The organism is Vibrio sp. B1FLJ16 (assembly GCF_905175385.1).
In the GTDB taxonomy this organism is placed as follows: domain Bacteria; phylum Pseudomonadota; class Gammaproteobacteria; order Enterobacterales; family Vibrionaceae; genus Vibrio.
Window position 1 is genome coordinate 18,651 of sequence record NZ_HG992749.1, and the last position, 26,656, is coordinate 45,306.

Here is a 26,656-nt window from a genome sequence, read left to right on the forward strand (position 1 = left end):
CCCCTTACGCTTGTTCTTTTTTACACATTGGGAAGCCTAGCGCTTCACGTGATGCGTAGTATGCTTCTGCTACAGATTTAGTCAGATTGCGGATGCGCAGGATGTAGCGTTGACGCTCAGTTACTGAGATCGCTTTACGCGCGTCTAGCAGGTTAAATGCGTGACCTGCTTTTAGGATGCGTTCGTAAGCTGGCAGAGGAAGCGGCTTTTCAAGCTCAAGCAGTTCTTTACACTCCTTCTCACATTGCTCGAAGAAACCAAACAGGAATTCAACGTCAGCGTGCTCAAAGTTGTAAGTCGATTGTTCCACTTCGTTTTGGTGGAAGATGTCACCGTAAGTCACAGCACTACCGTCTGGGGCAATATTCCAAACTAGGTCGTAAACCGAGTCTACTTCCTGAATGTACATTGCAAGACGCTCGATACCGTAAGTGATCTCTCCAGTCACTGGTTTACACTCAAGACCACCCACTTGCTGGAAATAAGTAAACTGCGTTACTTCCATACCGTTTAGCCATACTTCCCAGCCTAGACCCCACGCGCCTAGTGTTGGGTTTTCCCAGTTGTCTTCTACGAAACGAATGTCGTGAACAAGCGGATCAATACCAAGAACTTCAAGGGAACCAAGGTACAACTCTTGGATATTGTCTGGCGATGGTTTTAGCGCTACTTGGAATTGGTAGTAGTGCTGAAGACGGTTAGGGTTTTCACCATAACGGCCATCAGTAGGACGACGTGAAGGTTGTACATAAGCTGTTGACATTGGCTCAGGACCAAGCGCTCGTAGACAGGTCATTGGGTGAGAGGTACCCGCACCAACTTCCATATCGAGTGGTTGAACAATGGTACAGCCATTTTGAGCCCAATAATCCTGCAGCGCGAGGATCATTCCCTGGAAGGTTTTGATATCGTATTTTTGCATAAGTCAGGTTCGCGCGATTCTCTTGTTACTCGTTAATTCGCCTTCAGTGCTGAGTTTTACGACTCAAACAAGGGCGATAAGGAGTAATTACGGTTGAATAAATTAACAATCAAGTATACCCAGATATTGAGCATGGGAGTAGAGCTAATCTTGATTAATTCGTGGGCGTTTTTCTCGTTTAGTGGAATTTTACCGAGTTATCTGTGGTATTTTTCTTAAAAGGGAGTTTTTACCTGATTTGACTCTTGAGATGCCGAGCGAGGTTGGCTAGAATTGCGCCTGTCTTTGGGGAGTAGCTTACCTGATGAAGTCTCTAGTTCATCCGGTTCGTTCGTCAACATAATTGGTGCAAAATCACCATGGCGCTCGAGACTCGAAGCCTTTCGAGTTTAGCAAGACCTTAGACAAATCATCACGAACCGGGGTGGGGCGTGAGGTTTGTCTATGGTTAAAAATAATAATCCCTGCCCCAATGAGCATGTCGTGAGCGTTTTAGCTATTTCAATTACTACTGTAGCGTTAGCAGAAATTGGCGATAAGACCCAATTGCTATCCCTGTTACTTGCCAGTCGATACCGTAAACCAGTTCCTATTATTGCAGCAATCTTTTTAGCCACCATTGCCAATCATGCTTTGGCTGCTTGGTTAGGTGTTGTGGTCGCTGATTATCTGTCTCCTGAAGTTTTGAAGTGGGTGCTGGTGGTCAGTTTTGTTGCCATGGCACTGTGGATTCTGGTTCCGGACAAACTGGATGACGACGAAAAGATATCTAACCGCGGTCCCTTTATTGCTAGCTTTATCGCTTTCTTTGTGGCTGAAATTGGCGATAAAACTCAGATTGCGACATCTATTCTTGGCGCGCAATATGCGGAAACACTCAGTTGGGTTATTTTAGGTACCACAATCGGCATGTTGCTGGCCAATGTACCTGTGGTTCTGATAGGTAAGCTTTCTGCAGATAAGATGCCACTTGATCTTATTCGTAAAATCACTGCGTTTTTATTCTTGTTGTTAGCGATCGGTGCGGCAGTCTTCTAGTTTATAGGGATAAGTAAACAGACGACTGACTATTATTTTGTTTACCAAAAACCAAACAAAATAGAGCTACTTATCAATAATCAGTCAATTCGTGGTCTAATTCAAACTCTGACTCAAAATCGTCTAGTAGCGTGACGAGGGGCATATTAGTGCCATACTTGTCATGGTAATTTAATAGCGGAAATGATGGCGAGAGGGCAAATTTATGCTTACACGTTACATGGGGATGTCTCCAAAGAGTCAGAGTTATTTGTTCACTTTTGGTTTGGCACTGTGCCTGTTGGCTATGGTGTTAACCGATATGTGGTTACCGATTGTGGCGGGATCTTTTATTCTCACCGGATTAACCGTTGAAGCATGGATTCGCGTAGCTCACATCATTCCGATGCATGAAGAGATGCGAGCGATGAAACAACAACTCAATAAGCTACAGTCAGAAATTCGCACTTTAGAATACGATGAATAAACAAACGGCAGCCTAGTGGGCTGCCGTTTTTGATTACTCTAAGCCTTTCTTGATCAGATATTGATAAGGCAGCTGCTCTGTTTGCGCTGCAATCAACTGGTGATCCATAAAGCGACAGAAACTCGGAATATCCCGGGTAGTTGATGGATCATCTGCCTTTACCAGCAAAATTTCACCATCCTGCATATTGCGAATTGTCTTCCTGACCATCATCACTGGTTCTGGGCAGCGCAGTCCTTCTGCTTCTAAAGTCGTTGTTGCCAGTTCCGGATTAAAGCTCATAGTGTGATTCTCGTAACTAATTTAGCGGTGAATTCTACGTTCGCAGAAAAAATATTCAATAACCTCTTGGCAAATTGTTATTTTTGCTTTACCTTAAATTAACAAGTTGGTAACAAGTTGTGAGAGGGAAGCGATGTTAACAGCGTTAGACAGACTAACGATTTACTCGGTACTGTGTTTCATTTCGTTTTGTGCCTTGGTGCTCAGAACCCCAGCTGAAACATCATTCCTGCCTCTTGTAGGCGTAATTGCAACAATTATGGGTATTTGGATTGAGATGCATAAATGGTCAGATGCATCAGGACAACAAAATTAGTGTTGATCATTTCATTCCAATACGTTGATTTTATTCACTACTTATTACCAAACACTTCATTCCGACACTATCCCCATTTTTTCTTGGGCTTCCCCGCTGAAAGGCGGGATTTTTTTTGCCTGAAGAGTACAATTTACCTAATCCCTTCTATTGTATGTGGTCATTGTGGAATTAGAAGACATTTATCGTCGAGACCTGAATTTATTAGTCGCTTTACGTGTGCTGATTGAAGAGAACAGCGTGAGTAAAGCCTCTACCCGCCTTAGTTTGAGCCAGTCGGCAATGAGCCGCGTGCTCGGCCGGTTGCGTGATTTATTGGGTGACCCGCTGTTTACCCGCCAGGGTCAGCACTTGATCCCCACGCAAAAAGCGCTGGAAATAGATCGCTCGTTAGGTGAGCCGTTAGAGTCGTTGCGACAATTGTTGTCTCCGGTTGAATTTGAACCACAGCAATGCGATCAGACTTTTACTATCGCCACAACTGATTACGCGATGCAGACCATCTTGCCGTTTGCTCTGCCGCGTATTTATCAGGAAGCGCCAAATGTGTCGTTTAATTTTCTGCCCTTGCAGCATGACAGGCTGGCTGACCAGCTCACGTATGAAGGTGCTGATCTCGCGATTTGTCGGCCAACAGGTCCTGTTGAGCCTCTGCACAGTGAAATTTTAGGCCGGGTAGGCGTGTTATGTTTATTATCAAAGCAACACCCTTTGGCGGATAAAGAGATGAGTCTGGATTATTATCTAAGTCACCCGCATGCGATGATTGCCATCAGTGACGGGGTGAACGCGCTGATCGAGCAAGCTCTGACTGATAAGCCTTCACGTAAAATGGTGTTGCGTGCTTACCATTTGGAAGCGGCACTGGCTATTGTCGATACTCTGCCGATCATCATCACCGTTCCCGCAGATTTGGCGTATCTGGTGGCTGAACGTTATGATCTGACTGTAAAACCTCTGCCATTCGAATTTACCCCTTTTGATTATTCGATGATCTGGCATGCTCGCTGTGAGCATTCGCCGGCACAAGAGTGGTTGCGAGGTATTGTTAAAGAAGAGTGTGGGCGTTTGATAGCCAAGCGTATCGAAGAGATGGGATTAAATTAATTAAAAAGAGCCAGCAATGCTGGCTCTTTTAGTTGGCAGTGATGGGCTTATAGCTTGATCACTACTCGTCCGGTTACCTGGCCATTGGTGATGTCTTCGGCGTATTTAGGTGCTTCTGCTAGCTCTACTTCAGTACAAGCTTGTTCGAAGTAGCTATCAGGTAGCAGCTCAACCAATTTTTCCCATGCGGCAATACGTTTGTCAGTTGGGCACATGACTGAGTCGATACCTTGTAGACGTACATTACGCAGAATAAATGGCATTACCGTAGTCGGCAGGTCAAAGCCGCCAGCTAGACCACAGGCTGCTACCGCGCTGTTGTAATCCATTTGTGCCAATACTTTTGCCAGTACCTTACTGCCTACAGTGTCTACCGCGCCAGCCCAGATCTGTTTCTCAAGCGGGCGAGCAGGCTCTTCAAACTCTGCACGATCGATAATACGACTCGCACCTAACTTTTCTAGCAGTGGACCGTTTTGCTCAACACGACCAGTGACTGCAGCGACTTTGTAACCCAGCTGCGCCAGTAATGTCACAGCTACTGAGCCTACGCCACCACTCGCGCCAGTGACAAGGATTTCGCCAGCTTCTGGTTTGATGTCTGCATCAAGCAGCGCCTGAACACACAGCATTGCGGTAAATCCAGCGGTGCCGACCATCATTGCTTTTTTGCTGTCTAAACCTTTTGGAAGCGGGACTAGCCAATCTGCTTTCAAGCGAGCTCGTTGCGCCATGCCACCCCAGTGATTTTCACCCACGCCCCAACCTGTGAGCACCACTTTGTCTCCAGTTTGGTAACGAGAGTCTTCAGAGCTTACTACTGTACCAGCTAAGTCGATGCCCGGTACCATCGGGAAGTTACGGATAATTTTACCTTTACCAGTAATAGCCAAGCCGTCTTTATAGTTTAGCGACGAGTAGTCAACATCAATCAGAACATTACCTTCCGGTAGTTGGGCTTCATCAATTTGTTCGATATTGGCGATAGTACGTTTGTCTTCTTGGTTTAGAACTAGAGCATTAAACATGAGGTTCTCCGAGTAAGCGGTGGTGTGGCTGAGATGCCACAGCAGCAAGATATTAACTGCCTCTAAGTGTATGTCTTGTCTGATTATGAATAAAATGAAAGTTCATCATTTTATCTATGCGCAGTATGCATTTATTACAGATAACACCTTAAAAAATAAAGGGCGACACTGGGTGTCGCCCTTAAGTTTAATACTAAATCGCTTTAGTATTGGCTCTTTTCATCAGGATGCAGATTGGATCACTATGGGCGTTCAAATACGGTTGCAATACCCTGACCAAGACCGATACACATAGTCGCAAGACCATATTTCGCGTCTTTTGCTTCCATTAGATTGATCAGCGTGGTTGAGATACGCGAGCCCGAACAGCCTAATGGATGACCCAGAGCGATTGCGCCACCGTTTAGGTTCACTTTTTCATCCATCACATCAAGCAGACCCAGGTCTTTAGCACAAGGCAAAGACTGTGCTGCGAACGCTTCGTTTAGCTCGACAACGTCCATATCTTCGATCGACAATCCTGCACGCTTAAGTGCTTTTTGTGTAGCCGGAACCGGGCCGTAACCCATGATGGAAGGATCACAGCCTGCGATAGCCATGCCTTTGATGCGTGCACGAACCTTCAGGCCAAGCTCGTTGGCTTTCTCTTCGCTCATGATCAACATTGCTGAAGCGCCATCTGACAGAGCAGAAGAGGTACCAGCGGTTACCGTACCGTTTGCTGGATCGAATACCGGACGAAGCTGAGACAAACCTTCTACTGTGGTTTCAGGGCGAATCACTTCATCATGGTCAAGTGTGAACAGTGTGCCGTCTGCAGCATGACCTTCAGTCGGCAGGATTTCATTCTTGAAACGTCCTTCTAAAGTAGCTGCATGAGCACGAGCATGTGAACGCGCAGCAAACTCGTCTTGTTGTTCACGGCTGATACCATGCAGCTTACCTAGCATCTCTGCTGTCAGGCCCATCATGCCAGCCGCTTTAGCAACGTTCTTAGCCATACCAGGGTGGAAGTCCACACCGTGATTCATTGGTACGTGGCCCATGTGCTCAACACCACCGATCAGGCAGATTTCTGCATCGCCAGTCATGATTGCACGAGTACCGTCATGCAGTGCCTGCATTGAAGAACCACACAGACGGTTTACAGTAACGGCACCAATTTCGATTGGCAGCCCAGCCAGTAGTGCTGCGTTACGTGCAACGTTAAAGCCTTGTTCCAGCGTTTGCTGTACACATCCCCAGTAGACATCTTCGATCTCACTTGGGTTAACCTGAGGGTTACGCGCCAGAATGCCTTTCATAAGGTGTGCTGAAAGGTCTTCAGCACGAGTATTACGGAAAGCGCCACCTTTAGAGCGACCCATTGGAGTACGTAGACAGTCGACTACGACAACATTTCTTGTTTGATTAGTCATTTGGGAATCCCTCCTTAGATAGAACCTTGCTGTTGTGAGCCGTAGAAGCTTTCGCCTTTAACCGTCATATCAATCAGCAATTGTGGTACTTGGTACATCGCGCCTAACTCTGCGTGTTGTTTTGCCATTTCGATGTACTCAGCAATACCAACGCTGTCTAGGTAGCGGAACACGCCGCCACGGAATGGAGGGAAGCCTAGGCCGTAAACCAGGGCCATATCAGCCTCTTGAGGCGTCGCGATAATGCCTTCCTGCAGACACAGTACCACTTCGTTGATCATAGGAATCATCATGCGTTGAATGATGGTCTGCTCGTCGAAGTCTTGTTTGTCTGCACAGACATCTGCCAATAGTGGCAAAACTTCTTCTGAGAAGGTTTTCTTCGGCTTGCCTTTCTTATCAACGGAGTAGCTGTAGAAGCCGCTGCCATTTTTCTGACCAAACTTGTTTGCTTCAAACAAAGAGTCAATTGCATCGCGACCTTGCTTGCCCATGCGCTCAGGGAAGCCTTCTGCCATAACGGCTTGTGCGTGGTGAGCGGTATCAATGCCGACTACGTCTAGTAGGTAAGCAGGGCCCATTGGCCAACCAAACTTACGTTCCATAACTTTATCAATCTTCGTAAAGTCTGCACCGTCACGAAGTAGCATGCTGAAGCCGCCAAAGTATGGGAACAGTACGCGGTTTACAAAGAACCCAGGGCAGTCGTTGACTACGATTGGAGATTTGCCCATTTTCGCTGCATAAGCGACAACGCGGTTGATGGTTTCATCTGACGTCTTTTCGCCACGGATGATTTCAACCAGTGGCATACGATGCACAGGGTTAAAGAAGTGCATACCACAGAAGTTTTCTGGGCGTTTCAGCGACTGAGCGAGTTGGTTAATTGGAATCGTTGATGTGTTTGACGTGATAACCGTATCTTCACCAACGTTTTGTTCAACTTCGCTAAGTACCGCAGCTTTCACTTTCGGGTTTTCAACGACCGCTTCAACGATGACATCTGAGTTTTCAATGCCAGCGTAGTGCAGGCTTGGTGTAATAGAAGCAAGAATACCAGCCATCTTGAAGCCGTCAAGACGACCAGTCGCAAGACGCTTATTCAGCAGTTTGGATGCTTCATTCATACCTAGGTCAAGAGATGGCTGAGCGATGTCTTTCATTAATACAGGCACACCTTTCAGTGCGGATTGGTAAGCGATACCGCCACCCATGATGCCTGCACCAAGTACTGCAGCTCGCTTAGTATCTTTGCTTGCGGATTTCGCTGCTTTCTTAGCGATGCCTTTGATGTATTGATCGTTAAGGAACAGGCCAACCAGTGATTTCGCTTCTTCTGACTTTGCCAGTTTAATGAAGTGTTTGCGCTCAACATCCAGTGCTTCATTACGCGCAAAGCGTGCACCTTCTTCGATGGTAAGCACAGATGTCATTGGTGCTGGGTAGTGTGGGCCGGCTACTTGTGCCACTAGGCCTTTTGCCATTGTGAAGCTCATCATAGACTCAAGCTTGCTTAGCGTTAGAGCTGATGTCTTTTGTGTGCGGCGTGCTTGCCAGTCAAGTTTCTCATTGATGGCAGAAGTTAGGGTTTGCAGGGCTGATTCGTACAAAGAGTCGCTTTCGACTACTGCATCCAGCAGGCCAAGCTTGAGTGCTTCATCAGCGCGGCATGCTTTACCTTGAGTAATGATTTCCATTGCATTATCTGCACCGATAACGCGAGGCAGACGTACACAACCGCCAAAGCCAGGCATGATGCCGAGTTTGGTTTCTGGCAGACCAATGCTGGTGGTCTTGTCACCGATACGCATGTCTGTTGCCAGCACACATTCACAACCGCCACCAAGAGCGTGACCTTTAATTACAGAAATCGTTGGAACGGGCAGGTCTTCAAGTTTGTTGAAGATGCTGTTAGCAAACTGTAGCCACTGATCCAGCTCGGCATCAGTTTTTGCGAACAGACCTAAGAATTCAGTGATGTCTGCGCCTACAATGAACGCATCTTTATCTGAAGTCAGCATTACGCCTTTAAGACCCTGGTGTGCAGTCAGTGCATCCAGTGCTTTGTCTAGTGACTCAAGTGTTGCTAGATCGAGTTTATTAACGGATTTTGGCGAGCAAAAGCTAAGTTCTGCAATGCCATCCTGTATTTCCTTTACCTGTAGGGTTTCGGCTTGGTAAATCATTGTCTATCTCCATGACATACAATCGGTGATTGTCTGTATACCTATTTAAATAGTGCTGTATTCCTCGTAAAAATAGCCTCAAGAAATAGGTATCGAGGAAGTGTTTTATTGTTATTCTGGCTTGACCATTAATGTTAGTTTTGATCGGAGAATGTTTAATTTCAATACATTTTTCAAACAAGTGTTTAACATTGTGCGCTGGGCCAGATCTAATGCTCCCTGATAATTCCTCTCGTGATAAACTTCAAACAAAGACACAAATGACCTAATCCTATGAATGACCAGCCATATTTAATCCCAGCGCAGCCTGCTCAGTTTGAAGAAGAAATCAAGAAGAGTGTGTTTATTACCTATCTTGCCCATACGCCTTCTATCGAAGCGGCCAAAGCGTTTGTGGATCAAATAAAAGTAAAGCACTTGGATGCGAGACATAACTGTTGGGGATTTGTTGCAGGAAGGCCTGAAGATTCGATGAAGTGGGGTTTTAGTGATGACGGCGAACCATCAGGTACTGCCAGTAAACCCATTCTGGCTCAGCTTTCTGGCTCTGGGGTGGGAGAGATTACAGCGGTAGTCACTCGTTATTCTGGCGGCATCAAATTGGGTACCGGCGGTTTGGTGAAGGCCTATGGTGGTGGAGTGCAGCAAGCACTCAGGCAGCTTCAAACTATTGAGAAAAAAATCACCACAAAGCTGCGACTAACGTTAGACTATGGGTTTATGCCTATCGCACAGTCTATAATGCCTCAGTTTGGGGCGGTTGAAGTCGATGCAGAATACAGCGATCAGGTCGTGCTGGTGGTCGAAATTGAGCTTCGTGAAGTGGCCTCATTTACCCAAGCTATCATCAATAAAAGTGGGGCAAAGGCTATAGTTACCCCGCTAGACGGAAAATAATGAAAAAGAGTAAGCGACAGGGACAGCTCCGCTAGTCAATCAATCCATGCAATTTCGTTCAATTATTCGTATCGTCGGGCTATTGCTCGCGCTTTTTAGTGTCACAATGCTCGCGCCCGCTCTCGTCGCGCTTACATACCGGGATGGTGCGGGTGTGCCTTTCGTCACTACATTTTTCGTTCTGCTATTTTGCGGAGCCGTTTGTTGGTTCCCGAATCGCAGGCATAAGCATGAGCTAAAGTCTCGAGATGGCTTCCTTATCGTGGTTTTATTCTGGACGGTACTGGGTAGCGCAGGCTCTATTCCTTTTCTTATTGCGGACAACCCTAATATTTCCGTAACCGATGCTTTTTTTGAGTCTTTCTCGGCGTTAACAACGACCGGGGCAACGGTAATTGTTGGCTTAGATGAGTTACCAAAAGCGATTCTGTTCTACCGGCAGTTACTTCAGTGGTTCGGTGGGATGGGGATCATCGTATTGGCGGTTGCGATTCTGCCTGTGCTTGGTATCGGTGGTATGCAGCTGTATCGCGCAGAAATCCCGGGGCCAGTAAAAGATACCAAGATGACTCCGCGTATTGCTGAAACAGCAAAAGCCCTTTGGTATATCTATCTGAGTCTGACTATTGCCTGTGCAACCGCCTTCTGGCTGGCGGGAATGACGCCATTTGATGCAATTAGTCATAGCTTCTCAACTATCGCAATCGGGGGGTTTTCTACTCACGATGCAAGTATGGGGTACTTTGACAGCTATGCTATTAACCTAATTACAGTCATATTTCTTCTTATCTCGGCCTGTAACTACACCTTACACTTTGCCGCGTTTGCATCCGGCGGTGTTCATCCGAAATACTACTGGAAAGACCCGGAGTTTAGAGCATTCATCTTTATCCAGGTGCTATTGTTTATAGTCTGCTTTTTATTACTGCTCAAGCATCATTCATACACCTCAACTTACGATGCTTTTGACCAGGCGTTGTTCCAGACCGTTTCTATTTCTACAACGGCAGGTTTCACCACGACAGGCTTTGCTGATTGGCCATTGTTCTTGCCTGTACTGCTGCTGTTTTCATCTTTTATCGGTGGATGTGCTGGCTCGACGGGTGGGGGCATGAAAGTGATCCGTATTCTGCTGCTTACCCTGCAGGGCGCTCGTGAACTTAAACGTCTGGTTCACCCTCGCGCGGTTTACACAATTAAAGTAGGGGGAAGCGCACTACCACAACGTGTGGTTGATGCGGTGTGGGGGTTTTTCTCTGCCTATGCGTTGGTGTTCGTTGTATGCATGTTAGGCCTGATCGCAACCGGTATGGATGAACTTAGCGCATTCTCAGCTGTTGCGGCTACGTTGAATAACCTTGGTCCTGGTCTTGGAGAGGTTGCCCTGCACTTTGGCGATGTAAATGACAAAGCAAAGTGGGTTCTGATTGTCTCCATGTTGTTTGGCCGTCTGGAAATATTTACCTTACTCATTCTGTTCACGCCGACGTTTTGGCGTAGTTAAGGGGGAATCGTGGCAAAAGCGTTGTTCTTATACTCTTCTCGTGAAGGGCAAACAAAAAAAATTCTTCACTATATAGATGAGAAGCTCACGGATTTTGATTGTGACTTAGTGGATCTGCACTCCGTTGATACGATTGATTTTAGCGCTTATGACAAAGTGTTGGTTGGGGCTTCTATTCGTTACGGCCATTTAAATAAGAAGCTATATCAATTTATTGAACGTCATCTCAGCCAGTTGGAACAGCATAAAGTGGCATTCTTTTGCGTGAACTTGACGGCACGCAAAGAAGATCGGGGTAAAGATACTCCCGAAGGAAGTGCATATATTCGCAAGTTTTTGATGAAATCTCCCTGGAAGCCGGCGTTGATAGGCGTATTTGCAGGTGCGCTTTATTACCCGCGTTATGGGTGGTTCGACAAAATGATGATTAAATTCATTATGTCGATGACTGGCGGGGAAACGGACACAACGAAAGAAGTCGAGTATACCAACTGGGAAAAAGTGACTCTTTTCGCGGATAAATTCAAAGAACTGTAGAGATAATGTGCTTTTATTAAAGGTTTTGATGCAAATTCACCCGAATGATAGAAAATTTGAAAAAATCATAAAAAAGGGCTTGCCAATGTGATCGCAATCCCTATAATGCCACCTCGCTGACACGGCAACGCTTCGAAAGAGGCAAAGTTGAAGTTAGCAAGCCAAATTAGCTAAGCGGAAACGCTGAAAGAAAGTTTGAAAAAAGTGTTTGACACTAAACTTTATCTCGCTAAAATGGCCGTCCTGTTTGAGCAAAGCTCAGCAGGAAAGCTCTTTAACAATATAGACCTATCAATCTGTGTGGGCACTCGTTGATGATAATCCAATTCGAAACTTCGGTTTCAAATTAGGTTTCAATGATACGAAGTGACCATTGAATCTTCGGATTCAGCACAGTCAATTCAAACATTACTTTATGTAATGTTCAGTATTCATTGAGCCGAACAAAATCTTAAATTGAAGAGTTTGATCATGGCTCAGATTGAACGCTGGCGGCAGGCCTAACACATGCAAGTCGAGCGGAAACGAGTTATCTGAACCTTCGGGGAACGATAACGGCGTCGAGCGGCGGACGGGTGAGTAATGCCTAGGAAATTGCCCTGATGTGGGGGATAACCATTGGAAACGATGGCTAATACCGCATGATGCCTACGGGCCAAAGAGGGGGACCTTCGGGCCTCTCGCGTCAGGATATGCCTAGGTGGGATTAGCTAGTTGGTGAGGTAAGGGCTCACCAAGGCGACGATCCCTAGCTGGTCTGAGAGGATGATCAGCCACACTGGAACTGAGACACGGTCCAGACTCCTACGGGAGGCAGCAGTGGGGAATATTGCACAATGGGCGCAAGCCTGATGCAGCCATGCCGCGTGTGTGAAGAAGGCCTTCGGGTTGTAAAGCACTTTCAGTCGTGAGGAAGGTAGTGTAGTTAATAGCTGCATTATTTGACGTTAGCGACAGAAGAAGCACCGGCTAACTCCGTGCCAGCAGCCGCGGTAATACGGAGGGTGCGAGCGTTAATCGGAATTACTGGGCGTAAAGCGCATGCAGGTGGTTTGTTAAGTCAGATGTGAAAGCCCGGGGCTCAACCTCGGAATTGCATTTGAAACTGGCAGACTAGAGTACTGTAGAGGGGGGTAGAATTTCAGGTGTAGCGGTGAAATGCGTAGAGATCTGAAGGAATACCGGTGGCGAAGGCGGCCCCCTGGACAGATACTGACACTCAGATGCGAAAGCGTGGGGAGCAAACAGGATTAGATACCCTGGTAGTCCACGCCGTAAACGATGTCTACTTGGAGGTTGTGGCCTTGAGCCGTGGCTTTCGGAGCTAACGCGTTAAGTAGACCGCCTGGGGAGTACGGTCGCAAGATTAAAACTCAAATGAATTGACGGGGGCCCGCACAAGCGGTGGAGCATGTGGTTTAATTCGATGCAACGCGAAGAACCTTACCTACTCTTGACATCCAGAGAACTTTCCAGAGATGGATTGGTGCCTTCGGGAACTCTGAGACAGGTGCTGCATGGCTGTCGTCAGCTCGTGTTGTGAAATGTTGGGTTAAGTCCCGCAACGAGCGCAACCCTTATCCTTGTTTGCCAGCGAGTAATGTCGGGAACTCCAGGGAGACTGCCGGTGATAAACCGGAGGAAGGTGGGGACGACGTCAAGTCATCATGGCCCTTACGAGTAGGGCTACACACGTGCTACAATGGCGCATACAGAGGGCGGCCAACTTGCGAAAGTGAGCGAATCCCAAAAAGTGCGTCGTAGTCCGGATTGGAGTCTGCAACTCGACTCCATGAAGTCGGAATCGCTAGTAATCGTGGATCAGAATGCCACGGTGAATACGTTCCCGGGCCTTGTACACACCGCCCGTCACACCATGGGAGTGGGCTGCAAAAGAAGTAGGTAGTTTAACCTTCGGGGGGACGCTTACCACTTTGTGGTTCATGACTGGGGTGAAGTCGTAACAAGGTAGCGCTAGGGGAACCTGGCGCTGGATCACCTCCTTATACGATGATTACTCACGATGAGTGTCCACACAGATTGATATGGTTTATGAAGTTTAAGAGATAGAACATCCCCCAAGATGTTCACTTAGTGTCCCGTTCGTCTAGAGGCCTAGGACACCGCCCTTTCACGGCGGTAACAGGGGTTCGACTCCCCTACGGGATACCATTGGGTCGTTAGCTCAGTTGGTAGAGCAGTTGACTTTTAATCAATTGGTCGCAGGTTCGAATCCTGCACGACCCACCATTCCTTCCATTAGGAATTAAAACTCAAAATATGGGGCTATAGCTCAGCTGGGAGAGCGCCTGCCTTGCACGCAGGAGGTCTGCGGTTCGATCCCGCATAGCTCCACCATATTTTGAAATAATGGGCGATTAGCTCAGTTGGGAGAGCACCTGCCTTACAAGCAGGGGGTCACTGGTTCGAGCCCGGTATCGCCCACCATCTTTAAGCGCATTTTCTTTGAAATAGAAAGCAGAGTGCTTTTAAAAATGGTTACTTCATTGAAGTGATTAGCTCTTTAACAATTTGGAAAGCTGACAAAATAATCTTTAAGATTATTTGTAAAGTTCTCAAAGTATTCCTAAGGGAATACAACTAACAACACATTCAAGTGTTCTTGGAATTTGAGTCCGGCAAAATCGAAAGCTGTCTCGCTCATTCAAATAATGAGACAGCAACTTTGGTTGTTTAACTTCAATTCGAAACTCCTTCGGGTTGTATGGTTAAGTGACTAAGCGTACACGGTGGATGCCTTGGCAGTCAGAGGCGATGAAGGACGTATTAACTTGCGATAAGCCCAGATTAGGCAGTAAAAGCCACTTGAGTCTGGGATTTCCGAATGGGGAAACCCACTAGCATAAGCTAGTATCGCTGCGTGAATACATAGCGCAGCGAGGCGAACCGGGGGAACTGAAACATCTAAGTACCCCGAGGAAAAGAAATCAACCGAGATTCCGAAAGTAGCGGCGAGCGAAATTGGACTAGCCCTTAAGCTTTATATGCGTTAGACGAACGGTCTGGAAAGTCCGGCGATACAGGGTGATAGCCCCGTAGTTGACAACGCACATTCAGTGAAATCGAGTAGGGCGGGACACGTGATATCCTGTCTGAATATGGGGGGACCATCCTCCAAGGCTAAATACTACTGACTGACCGATAGTGAACCAGTACCGTGAGGGAAAGGCGAAAAGAACCCCTGTGAGGGGAGTGAAATAGAACCTGAAACCGTGTACGTACAAGCAGTAGGAGCAGGCTTTGTCCTGTGACTGCGTACCTTTTGTATAATGGGTCAGCGACTTATATTCAGTGGCAAGGTTAACCATCTAGGGGAGCCGTAGGGAAACCGAGTCTTAACTGGGCGTTTTAGTCTCTGGATATAGACCCGAAACCAGGTGATCTAGCCATGGGCAGGTTGAAGGTTGAGTAACATCAACTGGAGGACCGAACCGACTAATGTTGAAAAATTAGCGGATGACTTGTGGCTAGGGGTGAAAGGCCAATCAAACCTGGAGATAGCTGGTTCTCCCCGAAAGCTATTTAGGTAGCGCCTCGGACGAATACTACTGGGGGTAGAGCACTGTTAAGGCTAGGGGGTCATCCCGACTTACCAACCCTTTGCAAACTCCGAATACCAGTAAGTACTATCCGGGAGACACACGGCGGGTGCTAACGTCCGTCGTGGAGAGGGAAACAACCCAGACCGCCAGCTAAGGTCCCAAATTACTACTAAGTGGGAAACGATGTGGGAAGGCTCAGACAGCCAGGATGTTGGCTTAGAAGCAGCCATCATTTAAAGAAAGCGTAATAGCTCACTGGTCGAGTCGGCCTGCGCGGAAGATGTAACGGGGCTAAGTAGTAAACCGAAGCTGCGGCAATATACTTTTGTATATTGGGTAGGGGAGCGTTCTGTAAGCGGTTGAAGGTGTGTGGTAACGCATGCTGGACGTATCAGAAGTGCGAATGCTGACATGAGTAACGATAAAGGGGGTGAAAAACCTCCTCGCCGGAAGACCAAGGGTTCCTGTCCAACGTTAATCGGGGCAGGGTAAGTCGACCCCTAAGGCGAGGCCGAAAGGCGTAGTCGATGGGAAACGGGTTAATATTCCCGTACTTCTTACAATTGCGATGGGGGGACGGAGAAGGCTAGGTGGGCCTGGCGACGGTTGTCCAGGTTCAAGTGCGTAGGCTTAAGAGTTAGGTAAATCCGGCTCTTTTTAAGGCTGAGACACGACGTCGAGCTGCTACGGCAGTGAAGTCATTGATGCCATGCTTCCAGGAAAAGCCTCTAAGCTTCAGATTGTAAGGAATCGTACCCCAAACCGACACAGGTGGTCGGGTAGAGAATACCAAGGCGCTTGAGAGAACTCGGGTGAAGGAACTAGGCAAAATGGTACCGTAACTTCGGGAGAAGGTACGCTCTCGACGGTGAAGTCCCTCGCGGATGGAGCTATTGAGAGTCGCAGATACCAGGTGGCTGCAACTGTTTATTAAAAACACAGCACTGTGCAAAATCGTAAGATGACGTATACGGTGTGACGCCTGCCCGGTGCCGGAAGGTTAATTGATGGGGTTAGACTTCGGTCGAAGCTCTTGATCGAAGCCCCGGTAAACGGCGGCCGTAACTATAACGGTCCTAAGGTAGCGAAATTCCTTGTCGGGTAAGTTCCGACCTGCACGAATGGCGTAATGATGGCCACGCTGTCTCCACCCGAGACTCAGTGAAATTGAAATCGCTGTGAAGATGCAGTGTACCCGCGGCTAGACGGAAAGACCCCGTGAACCTTTACTACAGCTTGGCACTGAACATTGACCCTACATGTGTAGGATAGGTGGGAGGCTTTGAAGACGGTACGCCAGTATCGTTGGAGCCGTCCTTGAAATACCACCCTTGTAGTGTTGATGTTCTAACGTTGACCCCTTATCGGGGTTACGGACAGTGCCTGGTGGGTAGTTTGACTGGGGCGGTCTCCTCCCAAAGAGTAACGGAGGAGCACGAAGGTGGGCTAATCACGGTTGGACATCGTGAGGTTAGTGCAATGGCATAAGCCCGCTTGACTGCGAGAATGACAATTCGAGCAGGTGCGAAAGCAGGTCATAGTGATCCGGTGGTTCTGAATGGAAGGGCCATCGCTCAACGGATAAAAGGTACTCCGGGGATAACAGGCTGATACCGCCCAAGAGTTCATATCGACGGCGGTGTTTGGCACCTCGATGTCGGCTCATCACATCCTGGGGCTGAAGTCGGTCCCAAGGGTATGGCTGTTCGCCATTTAAAGTGGTACGCGAGCTGGGTTTAGAACGTCGTGAGACAGTTCGGTCCCTATCTGCCGTGGGCGTTGGAGAATTGAAAGGGGCTGCTCCTAGTACGAGAGGACCGGAGTGGACGAACCTCTGGTGTTCGGGTTGTGTCGCCAGACGCATTGCCCGGTAGCTAAGTTCGGAATTGATAACCGCTGAAAGCATCTAAGCGGGAAGCAAGCCTTGAGATGAGTTCTCCCTGATACTTTAAGTATCCTAAAGGGTTGTCGTAGACTACGACGTTGATAGGCAGGGTGTGTAAGCGTTGTGAGGCGTTGAGCTAACCTGTACTAATTGCCCGTGAGGCTTAACCATACAACACCCAAGGGGTTTTGATGGACTCAATGAAAGAACATTGAATGTGTAAGAACGAGAATTAAAAACAGCTTTCCAGATTAAAGAATTTGCTTGGCGGCCATAGCGTTTTGGACCCACCTGATTCCATTCCGAACTCAGAAGTGAAACAAAACAGCGCCGATGGTAGTGTGGGGTTTCCCCATGTGAGAGTAGGACATCGCCAGGCTTTAAATTATGGACATTCGTTGTAATAACGGGTGATACCACTGCGGAGTGGTAGTTCAGTTGGTTAGAATACCGGCCTGTCACGCCGGGGGTCGCGGGTTCGAGTCCCGTCCACTCCGCCACTTATCAGAAACCTCGCTTATGCGAGGTTTTATTGAATTTAGAATATAATAAATTCGTTAGGGGTGTAGCTCCAATTGGCAGAGCAGCGGATTCCAAATCCGCGTGTTGGGAGTTCGAATCTCTCCACCCCTGCCATATTTAAGGCTCTAGTTGAAAGACTAGAGCCTTTTTTCATTTTATTCTCTGACGGTTTATAGAAAAGGAACGTCTACGGACCGGGAATTAGATACTTTGCCGTCTTCCACGCTTTTGATAGTTAAGCATATCTGGGTTTGAAGTCTTATACTGGTTGTCCTTATCGTCTGTCAGAGTAGCAATTAAACCAATTCAATATCTACCGAATCTTCCACAATATTGGTTTGAGCAGGATTACTAAACGCTTCAACCTCTCTAAGCTCTTACAGCAGGCGAGATAATCTAAAAAACCTCAATCGAAACACTCCTTAAGAGCCAAAGACCGATCGTTCTAAGATGCTTACCTCTTCGGTGCTGCTTGTTTTACTAAAGAGGCCAGAAGATTGTATCTCTACTTAGCAATAGAGAAGCGGCGTGCGAGAATTTAAACCTCATTTTTGATACTGCTCCAAGGTAAAAACATTCCGTCATCATTTGGATTGAGCGAATTGGCATCAAAGTTATATCTGGAAAGGGTACTCACACTAATTCTATCAGCTACATCCCACCATATTCGCCAGAGATAAATACAATAGAAAAAGAGTGGGGCTGGTTAAGTTAGAATAAATTGGCAAACCGATGCCCGTATAGTAATACGGTGGTTGTTGATTGTGTTTGTGGTGCTTGGTCGCTTTACAGGAAATAAAAGCAGAGCTATCTCACTCTGCTTTAGAGGCTGGGTAATAATATGATTGGTGTATTTATCTGTTAGCCAAGCTTCTCTTCAAGCTTTGCCAGTTTTGCTTCCATTTCCGTTAACTTCTGGCGCGTACGAAGAAGAACTTGGGTCTGCACATCAAACTCTTCACGGCTTACAACATCAAGCTTGTTAAGCTGGCCTTGAATTACTTGGCGAACTTTCTGATCAACATCAGCACCAAGCTCTTTCACAGGTGCAGGCATAGAATCGTGAATTTGTTTAGCGATTTGCTCTAGTTTCTTTGGGTCAAACATAGTGACTAAAACTCCTTTAGATTTGCCCTCATTCTAAGTAATTGATACGGGAAAGTCGCTAGTTGGATTGCAAAAAATCGAGATGGCTACAGTAAACATCAAGCAATAAAAAAGGTCACCGAAGTGACCTTTGATAATTTAGCTTTTAGTACTTGTCAGTGAGCTGGAGCTGTGCGGCTTTTGCTTCATCAACGCGTGCTAACTTTTCCAGGTCTTTGTCCTCGACAAAGATTGGCAGTGGTTTGTGCTTCTCAGCCAGGTAGCTGTAGATAACTGGCAGTACGAACAGGGTAAACAGCGTACCAATTGCCAGGCCAGCCACGATGACGATACCGATACTAAAGCGCTGAGCCGCACCAGCACCGGTTGCATACATCAATGGGATAAGACCGGCAATCATCGCTGCAGTAGTCATCAGGATAGGGCGCAGACGAACTTTCGCCGCTTCCATCACCGCTTCTGTCTTACCCAGGTTGTTGTGCAATTGCTCCTCTTTGGCAACTTCACAGATCAAGATACCGTGTTTGGTGATCAGACCAACCAGTGTAATTAGACCCACCTGAGAGTAGATGTTCATCGATGCAGCCCCCCAGGCTAAAGCAATCAATGCCCCACACACTGCCAGAGGAACCGACACCATGATCACTATTGGGTCTTTAAGTGATTCAAACTGAATCGCCAGAACTAGGAAAATGATTGCCAAGGCCAAACCAAACGTCGCATACAGCGCGCTGCCTTCTGTTACAAACTGACGTGATTCACCCATATAGTCATGGTTGTAGCCGCTTGGCAGTTTAGTTTCTGCAATGTTCTCAAACCAGTTAATTGCATCACCCATTGCAGTGCCCGGCGCAGGAACAGCACCTATCGTTGCAGAGTTCAGCTGGTTGAAGTGAGGTAGGGAACGTGGCTCAGCAACCACATCGATACTGACCAGGTTGCTGAGTGGAACTGCATTGCCGTCGGCTGCACGCACGTAGTAGTTGTTCATCGACTCCGGATTGAGACGCCACTTACGCTCTACTTGAGGGATAACTTCGTATGAGCGGCCGTTCAGGTCGATACGGTTTACGTAGCCATCTGCCATCATCGTACCCAGCGTGATACCGATGTCTTGCATGGTTACGCCATATGCCCCCGCCTTATCTTTGTCGATATTGATTTTCATCGTCGCCGAGTCATAGTTCAGGTCCAGCATTGAATAGACGAACATCGGGCTCGATTTCACTTCCGTCAACACGTCTGTTGCAATAGCGAATAAGCTCTCAAATGCATTTGGTGTGGTCAGGACAAACTGAATTGGCAGACCGCTACCTGCACCAGGAAGTTCAGGCATTTGGAATGCAGTGACCGCCATTCCCGGCACGTCCGCAACTAATCCACCCACACGGCCAGTTACGTCAGCTTGGCTTGCTTCGCGTTCACTCCAGGGCACCATAGAGGCGATACCAAACGCTTGGTTTGAGTTAGGTACACCAGAGAACACCTGAGCGAATTGCACTTCTGGTTGTTCAGACAGAATCTTATTCACGTCATTCATGGTGTTTTGGATAAAGTCGAGGTTTGCGTTAGATGGAGCAGTACCCATTAACACAACTACGCCTTTATCTTCCGAAGGCGCCAGTTCGCTCGGGATAAACTTGAACAACAATGGAAGGCTGGCAAATACAATCACAGCGAAACCGATAACCACAGGACGGTGCAACATTACTGCATTCAGCATTCTTGCGTAGTGGTTTGTCATTCGATCCAAAACGCTGTGTACTTTTTGTTCAAACTTGCTTGGTGCTTGGTGGGCTTTAAGCATTTTTGAACACATCATCGGTGATAGTGTCAGTGCGACAATACCTGATACGAATACGGCACCAGCAAGCGTTAATGCAAACTCTTTAAACAGCGAGCCCGTGATTCCGCCCATCAACGCGATTGGCGCGTAAACCGCACCCAAGGTGAGTGTCATTGCGATAACCGGTACGGCAATTTCACGTGTACCAATAATGGCTGCACGGAACGGTGATTCACCGAGCTTAATGTGTCGGTCAACGTTCTCCAGTACCACGATCGCATCATCCACCACCAGACCGATCGCCAGTACCATCGCCAGTAGCGTCATTAGATTCCAGGAGAAGCCCATTGACTGCATGACCATTGCTACACCAATCAATGAGAGAGGGATAGTTACGATCGGGATGATTACCGCACGGAATGAACCTAGGAATAGTGTGATTACAATCAGTACGATCACTGCCGCTTCAACGATAGTTTTGATTACTTCGTTAATCGACTCGTTGATCGCGATAGTTGAATCGTACATCACGTTCATTTTGATTGTGCTAGGCAGGTTACGTTCAAGCTGCGGCAGCAGGTTGAGCACATCCGCGGCGATGTTAATCGGGTTAGCACTTGGTGCTGCATTTATTGCAGCAACGACTGCCTCCTGACCATTCGCACTGGCTCGGTATACGTCGTGACTTTTCTCCAGTGTTACCTTGGCAATGTCACTCAAACGTGTAACGTTACCATTATCGGTGCGGACAACAAGATTCTTAAGCTCATCAACGTTAGAAACCTGCGTGTCGGCACTGCCATTATAAAGTACAAACTCACCGATAGCCTGACCTGTAGCAGACTGATAGTTGTTCGCACTCAGTACACCCATAACATCGGTTGCAGTAAGGTTAAACGCAGCCATCTTTGCAGGGTCCAGCCAAACACGCAGTGCGTATTTCATACCTCCGTACAGATCAACTTTTGACACACCATTAACGGTAAATAATTGAGGGTTTATTACGCGTTCAAGATAGTCGGTGATCTGACTTGAAGACAGCTCGTCACTGGTGAAGCCAATATAAAGTACCGCTGTAGTCGAGCCAGTCGACATGGTTACGGTAGGATCTTCCGCCTCTTTAGGCAGCTGGGAGCGAACCGAGTTGGTCTTCGCCAGTACATCAGACAGAGCGGCATTCGGATCGGTGTTTAACTTCATTTTCACAGTGATGGTGGATTTACCCAACACTGACTGTGAAGTCATATAGTCGATATTGTCTGCCTGTGCGACCGCTTGCTCCAATGGCTGAGTAATAAAGCCTTGTATCAGGTCGGCGCTGGCACCGTAGTAACTGGTCGAAACCGTTACTTCCGTATTCGTCATTTCAGGGTATTCACGAACCTGCATTTTGAATATTGCCTGCAGACCAAGCAATGCGATCAAAAAGCTTATCGATACCGCTAAAACCGGACGCTTAATAAAAACATCAGTAAAGCGCATGAATCCTCCAATTACAGCATTGGTGTTTCAGACGGAGGAGTAGTTGCATTGCTTTCTACTACCCGTACTTTAGCGTGGTTACTCAAACGAACCTGACCAGAAGTCACCACCACATCACCTGGCTTAACACCTTCAACAATATGTGCGATGTCTTTAGTGCGTTCGCCTACTTTTACCACTTGCTGCGTGACACGCTTTTCGCCATCTTCTTCAGATATGAGGTAGATACTGTCACCGTATAGCGTGAAGGTGATGGCAGTTTGTGGAAGTGTCACTTGGTTTTCCAGTTTCGGCAGAATGATGTTGGCGCGCGCAAACATACCACTGCGTAGCTTACCATCGCTGTTTGGAATATCGGCTTGAACCTGGATCAGGCCACTTTGCACATTAACCGCTGGCTCAATCGCTGTAATAGAGCCTTTGAACGCGATCTCTGGGTAAGCATCAACGAAAATGTCGACACCTTGCCCCATATGGATACGGGAAATATCGGTTTGAGGAACGGTAAAGCGCAGGCGCATTACACTGGTATCTTCAAGGCGCACAATGTCCGTACCTGCTTGCAGGTACTGGCCTAGATAAACATTACGGATACCGACAACACCAGAAAACGGTGCTTTGATTTCACGTCGGTCAATCGCCGCTTTTAAGCTTTCAATATCTGCACGCAGAGAAAAGAAGTCAGCTTGAGCTTCATCGAAAGCTTCTTTAGAAACAGACCCTTTTTTGTACAGCCCCTGGTAGCGGGTATATTTTGCCTGAGCTGCTGGTAGTCTAGCTTCTGCACTCTTTAGGTTTGCTTTCTCTACCGCAGAATCCAGAAGCACTAAGTCTTGACCTTCTTCCACTTGAGTTCCTGACTCGAATGCGATTTTGTTAATCACGCCACTGGTTTCGTTAGCTACGGTGACACCTTGATTTGGTTCGATGAAACCGATCGCCTCAATGACAGGTACCCAATCCACAGCCTGAACCTGTGTGACCGTCACCGGGAACTCCGCCTCAGGGCGGTTGGCTAAGTACTCTGCGATTTTATGTTGCTTAAATAAATTGAAACTTATCACGCTGCCAAACAGCAGCACAGAGATAAGTAACATAAAGAAAGTCCACTTTTTCATTCGATTAAGAACTCCAAGTTAGTGTTTAATGATTGCATCCCAACTGGCTTCAATGGCGGCTTCCAGCTCATTGTTGCTCAATTGGTAAAACCCCAAAGCGTGTTTTCTGGCAAGAGCTACGCTAGGTTCAAAACTTAATCCTGCGAGAACATCGTTATGGAGGGGTTTGAACACCCCTTCCTCTTTACCCTGATCGAAAAGTCGATCGACCTGGCTGAACATCTTTCTTTCGAGCTCTCGAATATTGTTGTTATTAGTAATAGGTAAAGACTCATATTGCGTTCGGTTACTGATAGCACTCAAGTTTGAACCCGCTAGGTTCCAGATATTTAGCCACATAGCCCGATAGCGCTCTTTCAACGGCATCTCTTCGCTTACTCCTGACTGCACTGCAGTAGCCACACGTTGAGATACGCTAAGACGCACTTCTTCCATGAGATGTTCTTTGTCTGAGAAGTAGCGATAAATCGTTCCGGCGGCCACCCCGGCTTCATTGGCCAGTTTTTGCATCGAAAGCCCCAGAAACCCAGACTCAGCAATAAGGTGTTCCGCAGCGCTCAGGATTTGTTCGCGTTTATCGACAGCAGAGTCGTCTTTCATGAATCGACCTCTAGTGAATGAACGTTCATTCATTATAACTTAAACTCAAGCCTGTTATGCAACACAATCTTTCTATTGTTGGCATAAAAATTACCCGAAAATCTCCGTAGCTTTCATACGATAGCCCCTTTATCATAGGCGCCACATTTATCACCCGCAGAGAAAATCTATGAAGCTGAACCCTAGTCAAGATGAAGCCGTTAAGTATGTATCTGGTCCATGTCTAGTACTGGCGGGGGCTGGTTCGGGTAAAACTCGCGTAATCACCAATAAAATTGCTTATTTGGTTCAGCAGTGTGGCTACAAAGCAAGAAACATCGCTGCGGTGACATTTACTAATAAAGCTGCGCGCGAAATGAAAGAGCGCGTGGGCCAGACACTCGGTAAATCAGAGTCCAAAGGGTTAATGGTCTCGACATTTCATACTTTGGGTCTGAACATCATCAAGCGAGAATATAAGCAGCTGGGCTTAAAAGCAGGCTTCTCCCTGTTTGATGACCAGGACCAGTTGGCTCTGCTAAAAGAACTGACCGAAAAGCAGCTCGACGGTGATAAAGATCTGTTACGTCAGCTTCTCAGTTGTATCTCGAACTGGAAGAATGACATGCTCACTCCAGAGCAGGCGAAAGCGCAGGCGAAAGGTGAACAGCAGGAGCTGTTTGCGTTCTGTTTTGAGATGTATCAGAAACAGATGAAAGCGTACAACGCGCTCGACTTTGATGATTTGATCCTGATGCCGGTGCTGCTCCTGCGTAACCATGAAGAAGCACGCCAACGTTGGCAGAGCCGCATTCGTTATCTGTTGGTGGACGAATACCAGGATACTAATACCAGTCAGTACGAACTGGTAAAACTGATTGTGGGCGAGCGCGGACGTTTAACTGTGGTTGGTGATGATGACCAATCGATTTATTCATGGCGTGGTGCCAAGCCGCAAAACTTAGTGTTGCTCGGTGAAGACTATCCTAGCTTGCGCCTGATTAAACTGGAGCAAAACTACCGCTCAACCAGCCGTATTCTGCGTGCTGCCAATATTCTTATCGCTAACAACCCGCACGTGTATGAGAAGTCACTGTTCTCTGAGATCCCTGACGGTGAGAAACTCAAGGTGCTGCTGGCGAAAAATGAAGAGCACGAGGCGGAAAGAGTTACGGGCGAATTGATTGCGCATAAGTTCTTAAATCGGACGGATTACAGGGACTACGCGGTTTTGTATCGCGGTAACCATCAATCCCGTTTGATTGAGAAATCTCTGATGCAAAACCGAGTGCCGTATAAGCTCTCCGGCGGCACATCGTTTTTTGCTCGAGCAGAAATTAAGGACATCATGGCGTACCTGCGGGTACTGGTGAATCCGGATGACGATAACGCGTTTCTGCGTATCGTAAACACTCCTCGACGCGAAATTGGCCCGGTAACGTTAGAAAAATTAGGTAGTTACGCCAACATGCGTGGCAAGAGCCTGTTTGAGGCCAGTTTTGAAATGGGACTGGAGCAGCACCTAACTGGCCGTGGTCTCGAAAACTTACGCCGCTTCATGCAATGGTTAGTCGCCATTGCCGATCAGGCAGAAAGAGGCGATACAGTAACGGCGGTACGTTCACTGGTTCGTGATATTAACTACGAAGACTGGTTATACGAAACTTCAGCAAGTCCAAAAGCGGCTGAAATGCGCATGAAGAACGTGTCCGATCTCTATTCATGGATAGTTGCTGATTTAGAAGGCGACAATTACGATCAAGAAGAAAAGACCCTAAAAGAAGTGGTTCAGCGCCTGACGTTGCGTGACATGATGGAGCGCGGCGAAGACGACGAAGATAGTGATGCGGTTCAGTTGATGACGCTACACGCATCAAAAGGTCTTGAATTTCCATATGTTTATCTGATTGGCTCGGAAGAGGGCATATTGCCTCACCAAACCAGTATTGATGAAGATAATGTTGAGGAGGAACGCCGTTTGATGTACGTGGGCATTACCCGTGCTCAGCGGGAACTGACCTTTACTATGTGTAAAGAGCGCCGTCAGTTTGGTGAGTTGATCAAACCAACACAAAGCCGCTTCCTTGATGAACTTCCATTTGATGATGTTGAATGGGAAGTGAATAAAAAGCCGGTATCTCAAGAAGAACGAATGGCAAAAGGCCAGGCACACATAGCCAACTTGCGTTCCATGTTTAAGAAGTAACGTTGGTTCACACGACATTTAACTGAACACCAAATAAAAAGGCTTGCCATTGGCAAGCCTTTCTTTTTTCCGTATTCAGCTGAAATCTGATTACAGGCCTTCAATCATGTGATCGATCGCTGCGATGATCTCGTCATCAGAACAGTCCATACAGGTGCCTTTAGCAGGCATCGCATTGAAGCCTTCAAGTGCGTGCTTGACCAGTACGTCCTTGCCTTGAGCAATACGAGGTGCCCAATCGTCACCATTACCTGATTTTGGAGCGCCGTTAACACCTGAGGCGTGACAAGCTATACAAAAAGTACCGTAAACTGCTGCGCCATCACGCGGACCAGTTGGTTCAGCTTTTACAGGCTCTGAGCCTGCTAGATAAACATCACCGACAGGTTTGATGCGTTCTGCGATCGCATCGTATTCACTTTGGCTGATGTCAGAAGCTAAAGCTGCCGTAGAAAACGTTAAGGCAGCGAACAAAACGCTAATCATTTGTCGAGACATATCCATTAAACCCACTTCACATTCCCGAGGTAAGTGACTTACCTATTTATATAGTTAGAGTATTGATGCCGCTTGAAGAGGCTGATAACGCTCCTCAATGGCATAGAATGATTAGACAACTTGGTTGCAGCTGTTAAATCAATGTAAATAATGAGTGATTATATCCCGTTCGCTTGTTGCATTAAACAACAACTTATCCATGACAGGGC

The 26,656-nt window shown here is 47.2% G+C and carries 18 protein-coding genes, 6 tRNA genes and 3 rRNA genes; 17 read left to right on the top strand and 10 right to left on the bottom strand.

Going from position 1 to position 26,656, the window contains the following annotated elements:
* Nucleotides 1-4: 4 nt before the first annotated feature.
* Nucleotides 5-922, bottom strand: a complete 918-nt coding sequence (gene glyQ / locus KHN79_RS00085; RefSeq protein ID WP_182011267.1) for a glycine--tRNA ligase subunit alpha — start codon at nt 920-922, stop codon at nt 5-7.
* A gap of 483 nt (nt 923-1,405) precedes the next feature.
* Between glyQ and KHN79_RS00090 the strand changes: the two genes are divergently transcribed.
* Both KHN79_RS00090 and KHN79_RS00095 read left to right on the top strand, forming a co-directional pair.
* Nucleotides 1,406-1,960: a TMEM165/GDT1 family protein gene (locus tag KHN79_RS00090; protein ID WP_182011322.1), complete on the top strand. Its 555-nt coding sequence runs from the start codon at nt 1,406-1,408 to the stop codon at nt 1,958-1,960.
* A 205-nt stretch (nt 1,961-2,165) separates the two neighbouring features.
* Complete coding sequence (locus tag KHN79_RS00095) at nt 2,166-2,426, top strand: hypothetical protein (protein ID WP_182011266.1); 261 nt, start codon at nt 2,166-2,168, stop codon at nt 2,424-2,426.
* Nucleotides 2,427-2,459: 33 nt separating this feature from the next.
* On the opposite strand, the gene tusA is transcribed toward KHN79_RS00095, so the two are convergent.
* The gene (gene tusA, locus KHN79_RS00100; RefSeq protein WP_182011265.1) at nt 2,460-2,708 is read right to left on the bottom strand and encodes a sulfurtransferase TusA; all 249 of its coding nucleotides are present in this window, start codon (nt 2,706-2,708) and stop codon (nt 2,460-2,462) included.
* A gap of 133 nt (nt 2,709-2,841) precedes the next feature.
* Between tusA and KHN79_RS00105 the strand changes: the two genes are divergently transcribed.
* Nucleotides 2,842-3,024, top strand: coding sequence for a hypothetical protein (locus KHN79_RS00105; protein WP_182011264.1), 183 nt, complete (start codon nt 2,842-2,844; stop codon nt 3,022-3,024).
* Between the two features lie 165 nt (nt 3,025-3,189).
* The gene (locus KHN79_RS00110) at nt 3,190-4,131 is read left to right on the top strand and encodes a LysR family transcriptional regulator (protein WP_182011263.1); all 942 of its coding nucleotides are present in this window, start codon (nt 3,190-3,192) and stop codon (nt 4,129-4,131) included.
* A gap of 47 nt (nt 4,132-4,178) precedes the next feature.
* Here KHN79_RS00110 and KHN79_RS00115 read toward each other — a convergent pair whose 3' ends face one another.
* The 3 genes from KHN79_RS00115 to fadB form a co-directional block, all read right to left on the bottom strand.
* Complete coding sequence (locus KHN79_RS00115; RefSeq protein ID WP_182011262.1) at nt 4,179-5,159, bottom strand: MDR family oxidoreductase; 981 nt, start codon at nt 5,157-5,159, stop codon at nt 4,179-4,181.
* A gap of 242 nt (nt 5,160-5,401) precedes the next feature.
* On the bottom strand, nt 5,402-6,577 hold the full coding sequence (gene fadA, locus KHN79_RS00120; RefSeq protein ID WP_182011261.1) for an acetyl-CoA C-acyltransferase FadA: 1,176 nt from the start codon (nt 6,575-6,577) through the stop codon (nt 5,402-5,404).
* 14 nt (nt 6,578-6,591) lie between these two features.
* Nucleotides 6,592-8,763 carry a fatty acid oxidation complex subunit alpha FadB gene (gene fadB / locus KHN79_RS00125; protein WP_182011260.1) on the bottom strand — a complete coding sequence of 724 codons (2,172 nt, stop codon included), beginning with the start codon at nt 8,761-8,763 and terminating at the stop codon, nt 6,592-6,594.
* A 273-nt stretch (nt 8,764-9,036) separates the two neighbouring features.
* Between fadB and KHN79_RS00130 the strand changes: the two genes are divergently transcribed.
* From KHN79_RS00130 to KHN79_RS00185, 12 genes are all read left to right on the top strand, one after another.
* On the top strand, nt 9,037-9,660 hold the full coding sequence (locus KHN79_RS00130; RefSeq protein WP_182011259.1) for a YigZ family protein: 624 nt from the start codon (nt 9,037-9,039) through the stop codon (nt 9,658-9,660).
* Between the two features lie 46 nt (nt 9,661-9,706).
* Nucleotides 9,707-11,164: a TrkH family potassium uptake protein gene (locus KHN79_RS00135; RefSeq protein WP_182011258.1), complete on the top strand. Its 1,458-nt coding sequence runs from the start codon at nt 9,707-9,709 to the stop codon at nt 11,162-11,164.
* Between the two features lie 9 nt (nt 11,165-11,173).
* A complete protein-coding gene (hemG, locus tag KHN79_RS00140) occupies nt 11,174-11,701 on the top strand; it encodes a menaquinone-dependent protoporphyrinogen IX dehydrogenase (RefSeq protein WP_182011257.1) in 528 nt (175 codons plus the stop codon).
* A gap of 453 nt (nt 11,702-12,154) precedes the next feature.
* A 16S ribosomal RNA gene (locus KHN79_RS00145) occupies nt 12,155-13,707 on the top strand.
* 90 nt (nt 13,708-13,797) lie between these two features.
* Nucleotides 13,798-13,873, top strand: a tRNA-Glu gene (locus KHN79_RS00150).
* A gap of 2 nt (nt 13,874-13,875) precedes the next feature.
* A tRNA-Lys gene (locus KHN79_RS00155) sits at nt 13,876-13,951 on the top strand.
* A gap of 32 nt (nt 13,952-13,983) precedes the next feature.
* Nucleotides 13,984-14,059, top strand: a tRNA-Ala gene (locus KHN79_RS00160).
* Nucleotides 14,060-14,073: 14 nt separating this feature from the next.
* A tRNA-Val gene (locus KHN79_RS00165) sits at nt 14,074-14,149 on the top strand.
* A gap of 279 nt (nt 14,150-14,428) precedes the next feature.
* Nucleotides 14,429-17,320 (top strand): 23S ribosomal RNA (locus KHN79_RS00170).
* A gap of 92 nt (nt 17,321-17,412) precedes the next feature.
* A 5S ribosomal RNA gene (gene rrf, locus KHN79_RS00175) occupies nt 17,413-17,528 on the top strand.
* The 16S, 23S and 5S rRNA genes sit together here with 6 tRNA genes alongside, the layout of an rRNA operon.
* 44 nt (nt 17,529-17,572) lie before the next feature.
* Nucleotides 17,573-17,649 (top strand) — tRNA-Asp (locus KHN79_RS00180).
* A 59-nt stretch (nt 17,650-17,708) separates the two neighbouring features.
* A tRNA-Trp gene (locus tag KHN79_RS00185) sits at nt 17,709-17,785 on the top strand.
* 747 nt (nt 17,786-18,532) lie between these two features.
* On the opposite strand, the gene KHN79_RS00190 is transcribed toward KHN79_RS00185, so the two are convergent.
* The 4 genes from KHN79_RS00190 to KHN79_RS00205 form a co-directional block, all read right to left on the bottom strand.
* Complete coding sequence (locus tag KHN79_RS00190) at nt 18,533-18,778, bottom strand: accessory factor UbiK family protein (protein ID WP_182009946.1); 246 nt, start codon at nt 18,776-18,778, stop codon at nt 18,533-18,535.
* A gap of 145 nt (nt 18,779-18,923) precedes the next feature.
* Nucleotides 18,924-22,046 (bottom strand): multidrug efflux RND transporter permease subunit, encoded by a 3,123-nt coding sequence (locus KHN79_RS00195; RefSeq protein WP_182009945.1) that lies wholly within the window; start codon nt 22,044-22,046, stop codon nt 18,924-18,926.
* Nucleotides 22,047-22,057: 11 nt separating this feature from the next.
* Complete coding sequence (locus KHN79_RS00200; protein ID WP_182009944.1) at nt 22,058-23,164, bottom strand: efflux RND transporter periplasmic adaptor subunit; 1,107 nt, start codon at nt 23,162-23,164, stop codon at nt 22,058-22,060.
* Nucleotides 23,165-23,182: 18 nt separating this feature from the next.
* Nucleotides 23,183-23,764: a TetR/AcrR family transcriptional regulator gene (locus KHN79_RS00205; RefSeq protein ID WP_211907255.1), complete on the bottom strand. Its 582-nt coding sequence runs from the start codon at nt 23,762-23,764 to the stop codon at nt 23,183-23,185.
* A 169-nt stretch (nt 23,765-23,933) separates the two neighbouring features.
* On the opposite strand from KHN79_RS00205, the gene rep reads away from it, so the two are divergent.
* The gene (rep, locus tag KHN79_RS00210) at nt 23,934-25,949 is read left to right on the top strand and encodes a DNA helicase Rep (RefSeq protein ID WP_182009942.1); all 2,016 of its coding nucleotides are present in this window, start codon (nt 23,934-23,936) and stop codon (nt 25,947-25,949) included.
* Nucleotides 25,950-26,039: 90 nt separating this feature from the next.
* Here rep and KHN79_RS00215 read toward each other — a convergent pair whose 3' ends face one another.
* Entirely contained in the window at nt 26,040-26,453 is a 414-nt protein-coding gene (locus KHN79_RS00215; protein ID WP_182009941.1) for a cytochrome c5 family protein, read from the bottom strand.
* Nucleotides 26,454-26,656 lie beyond the last annotated feature (203 nt).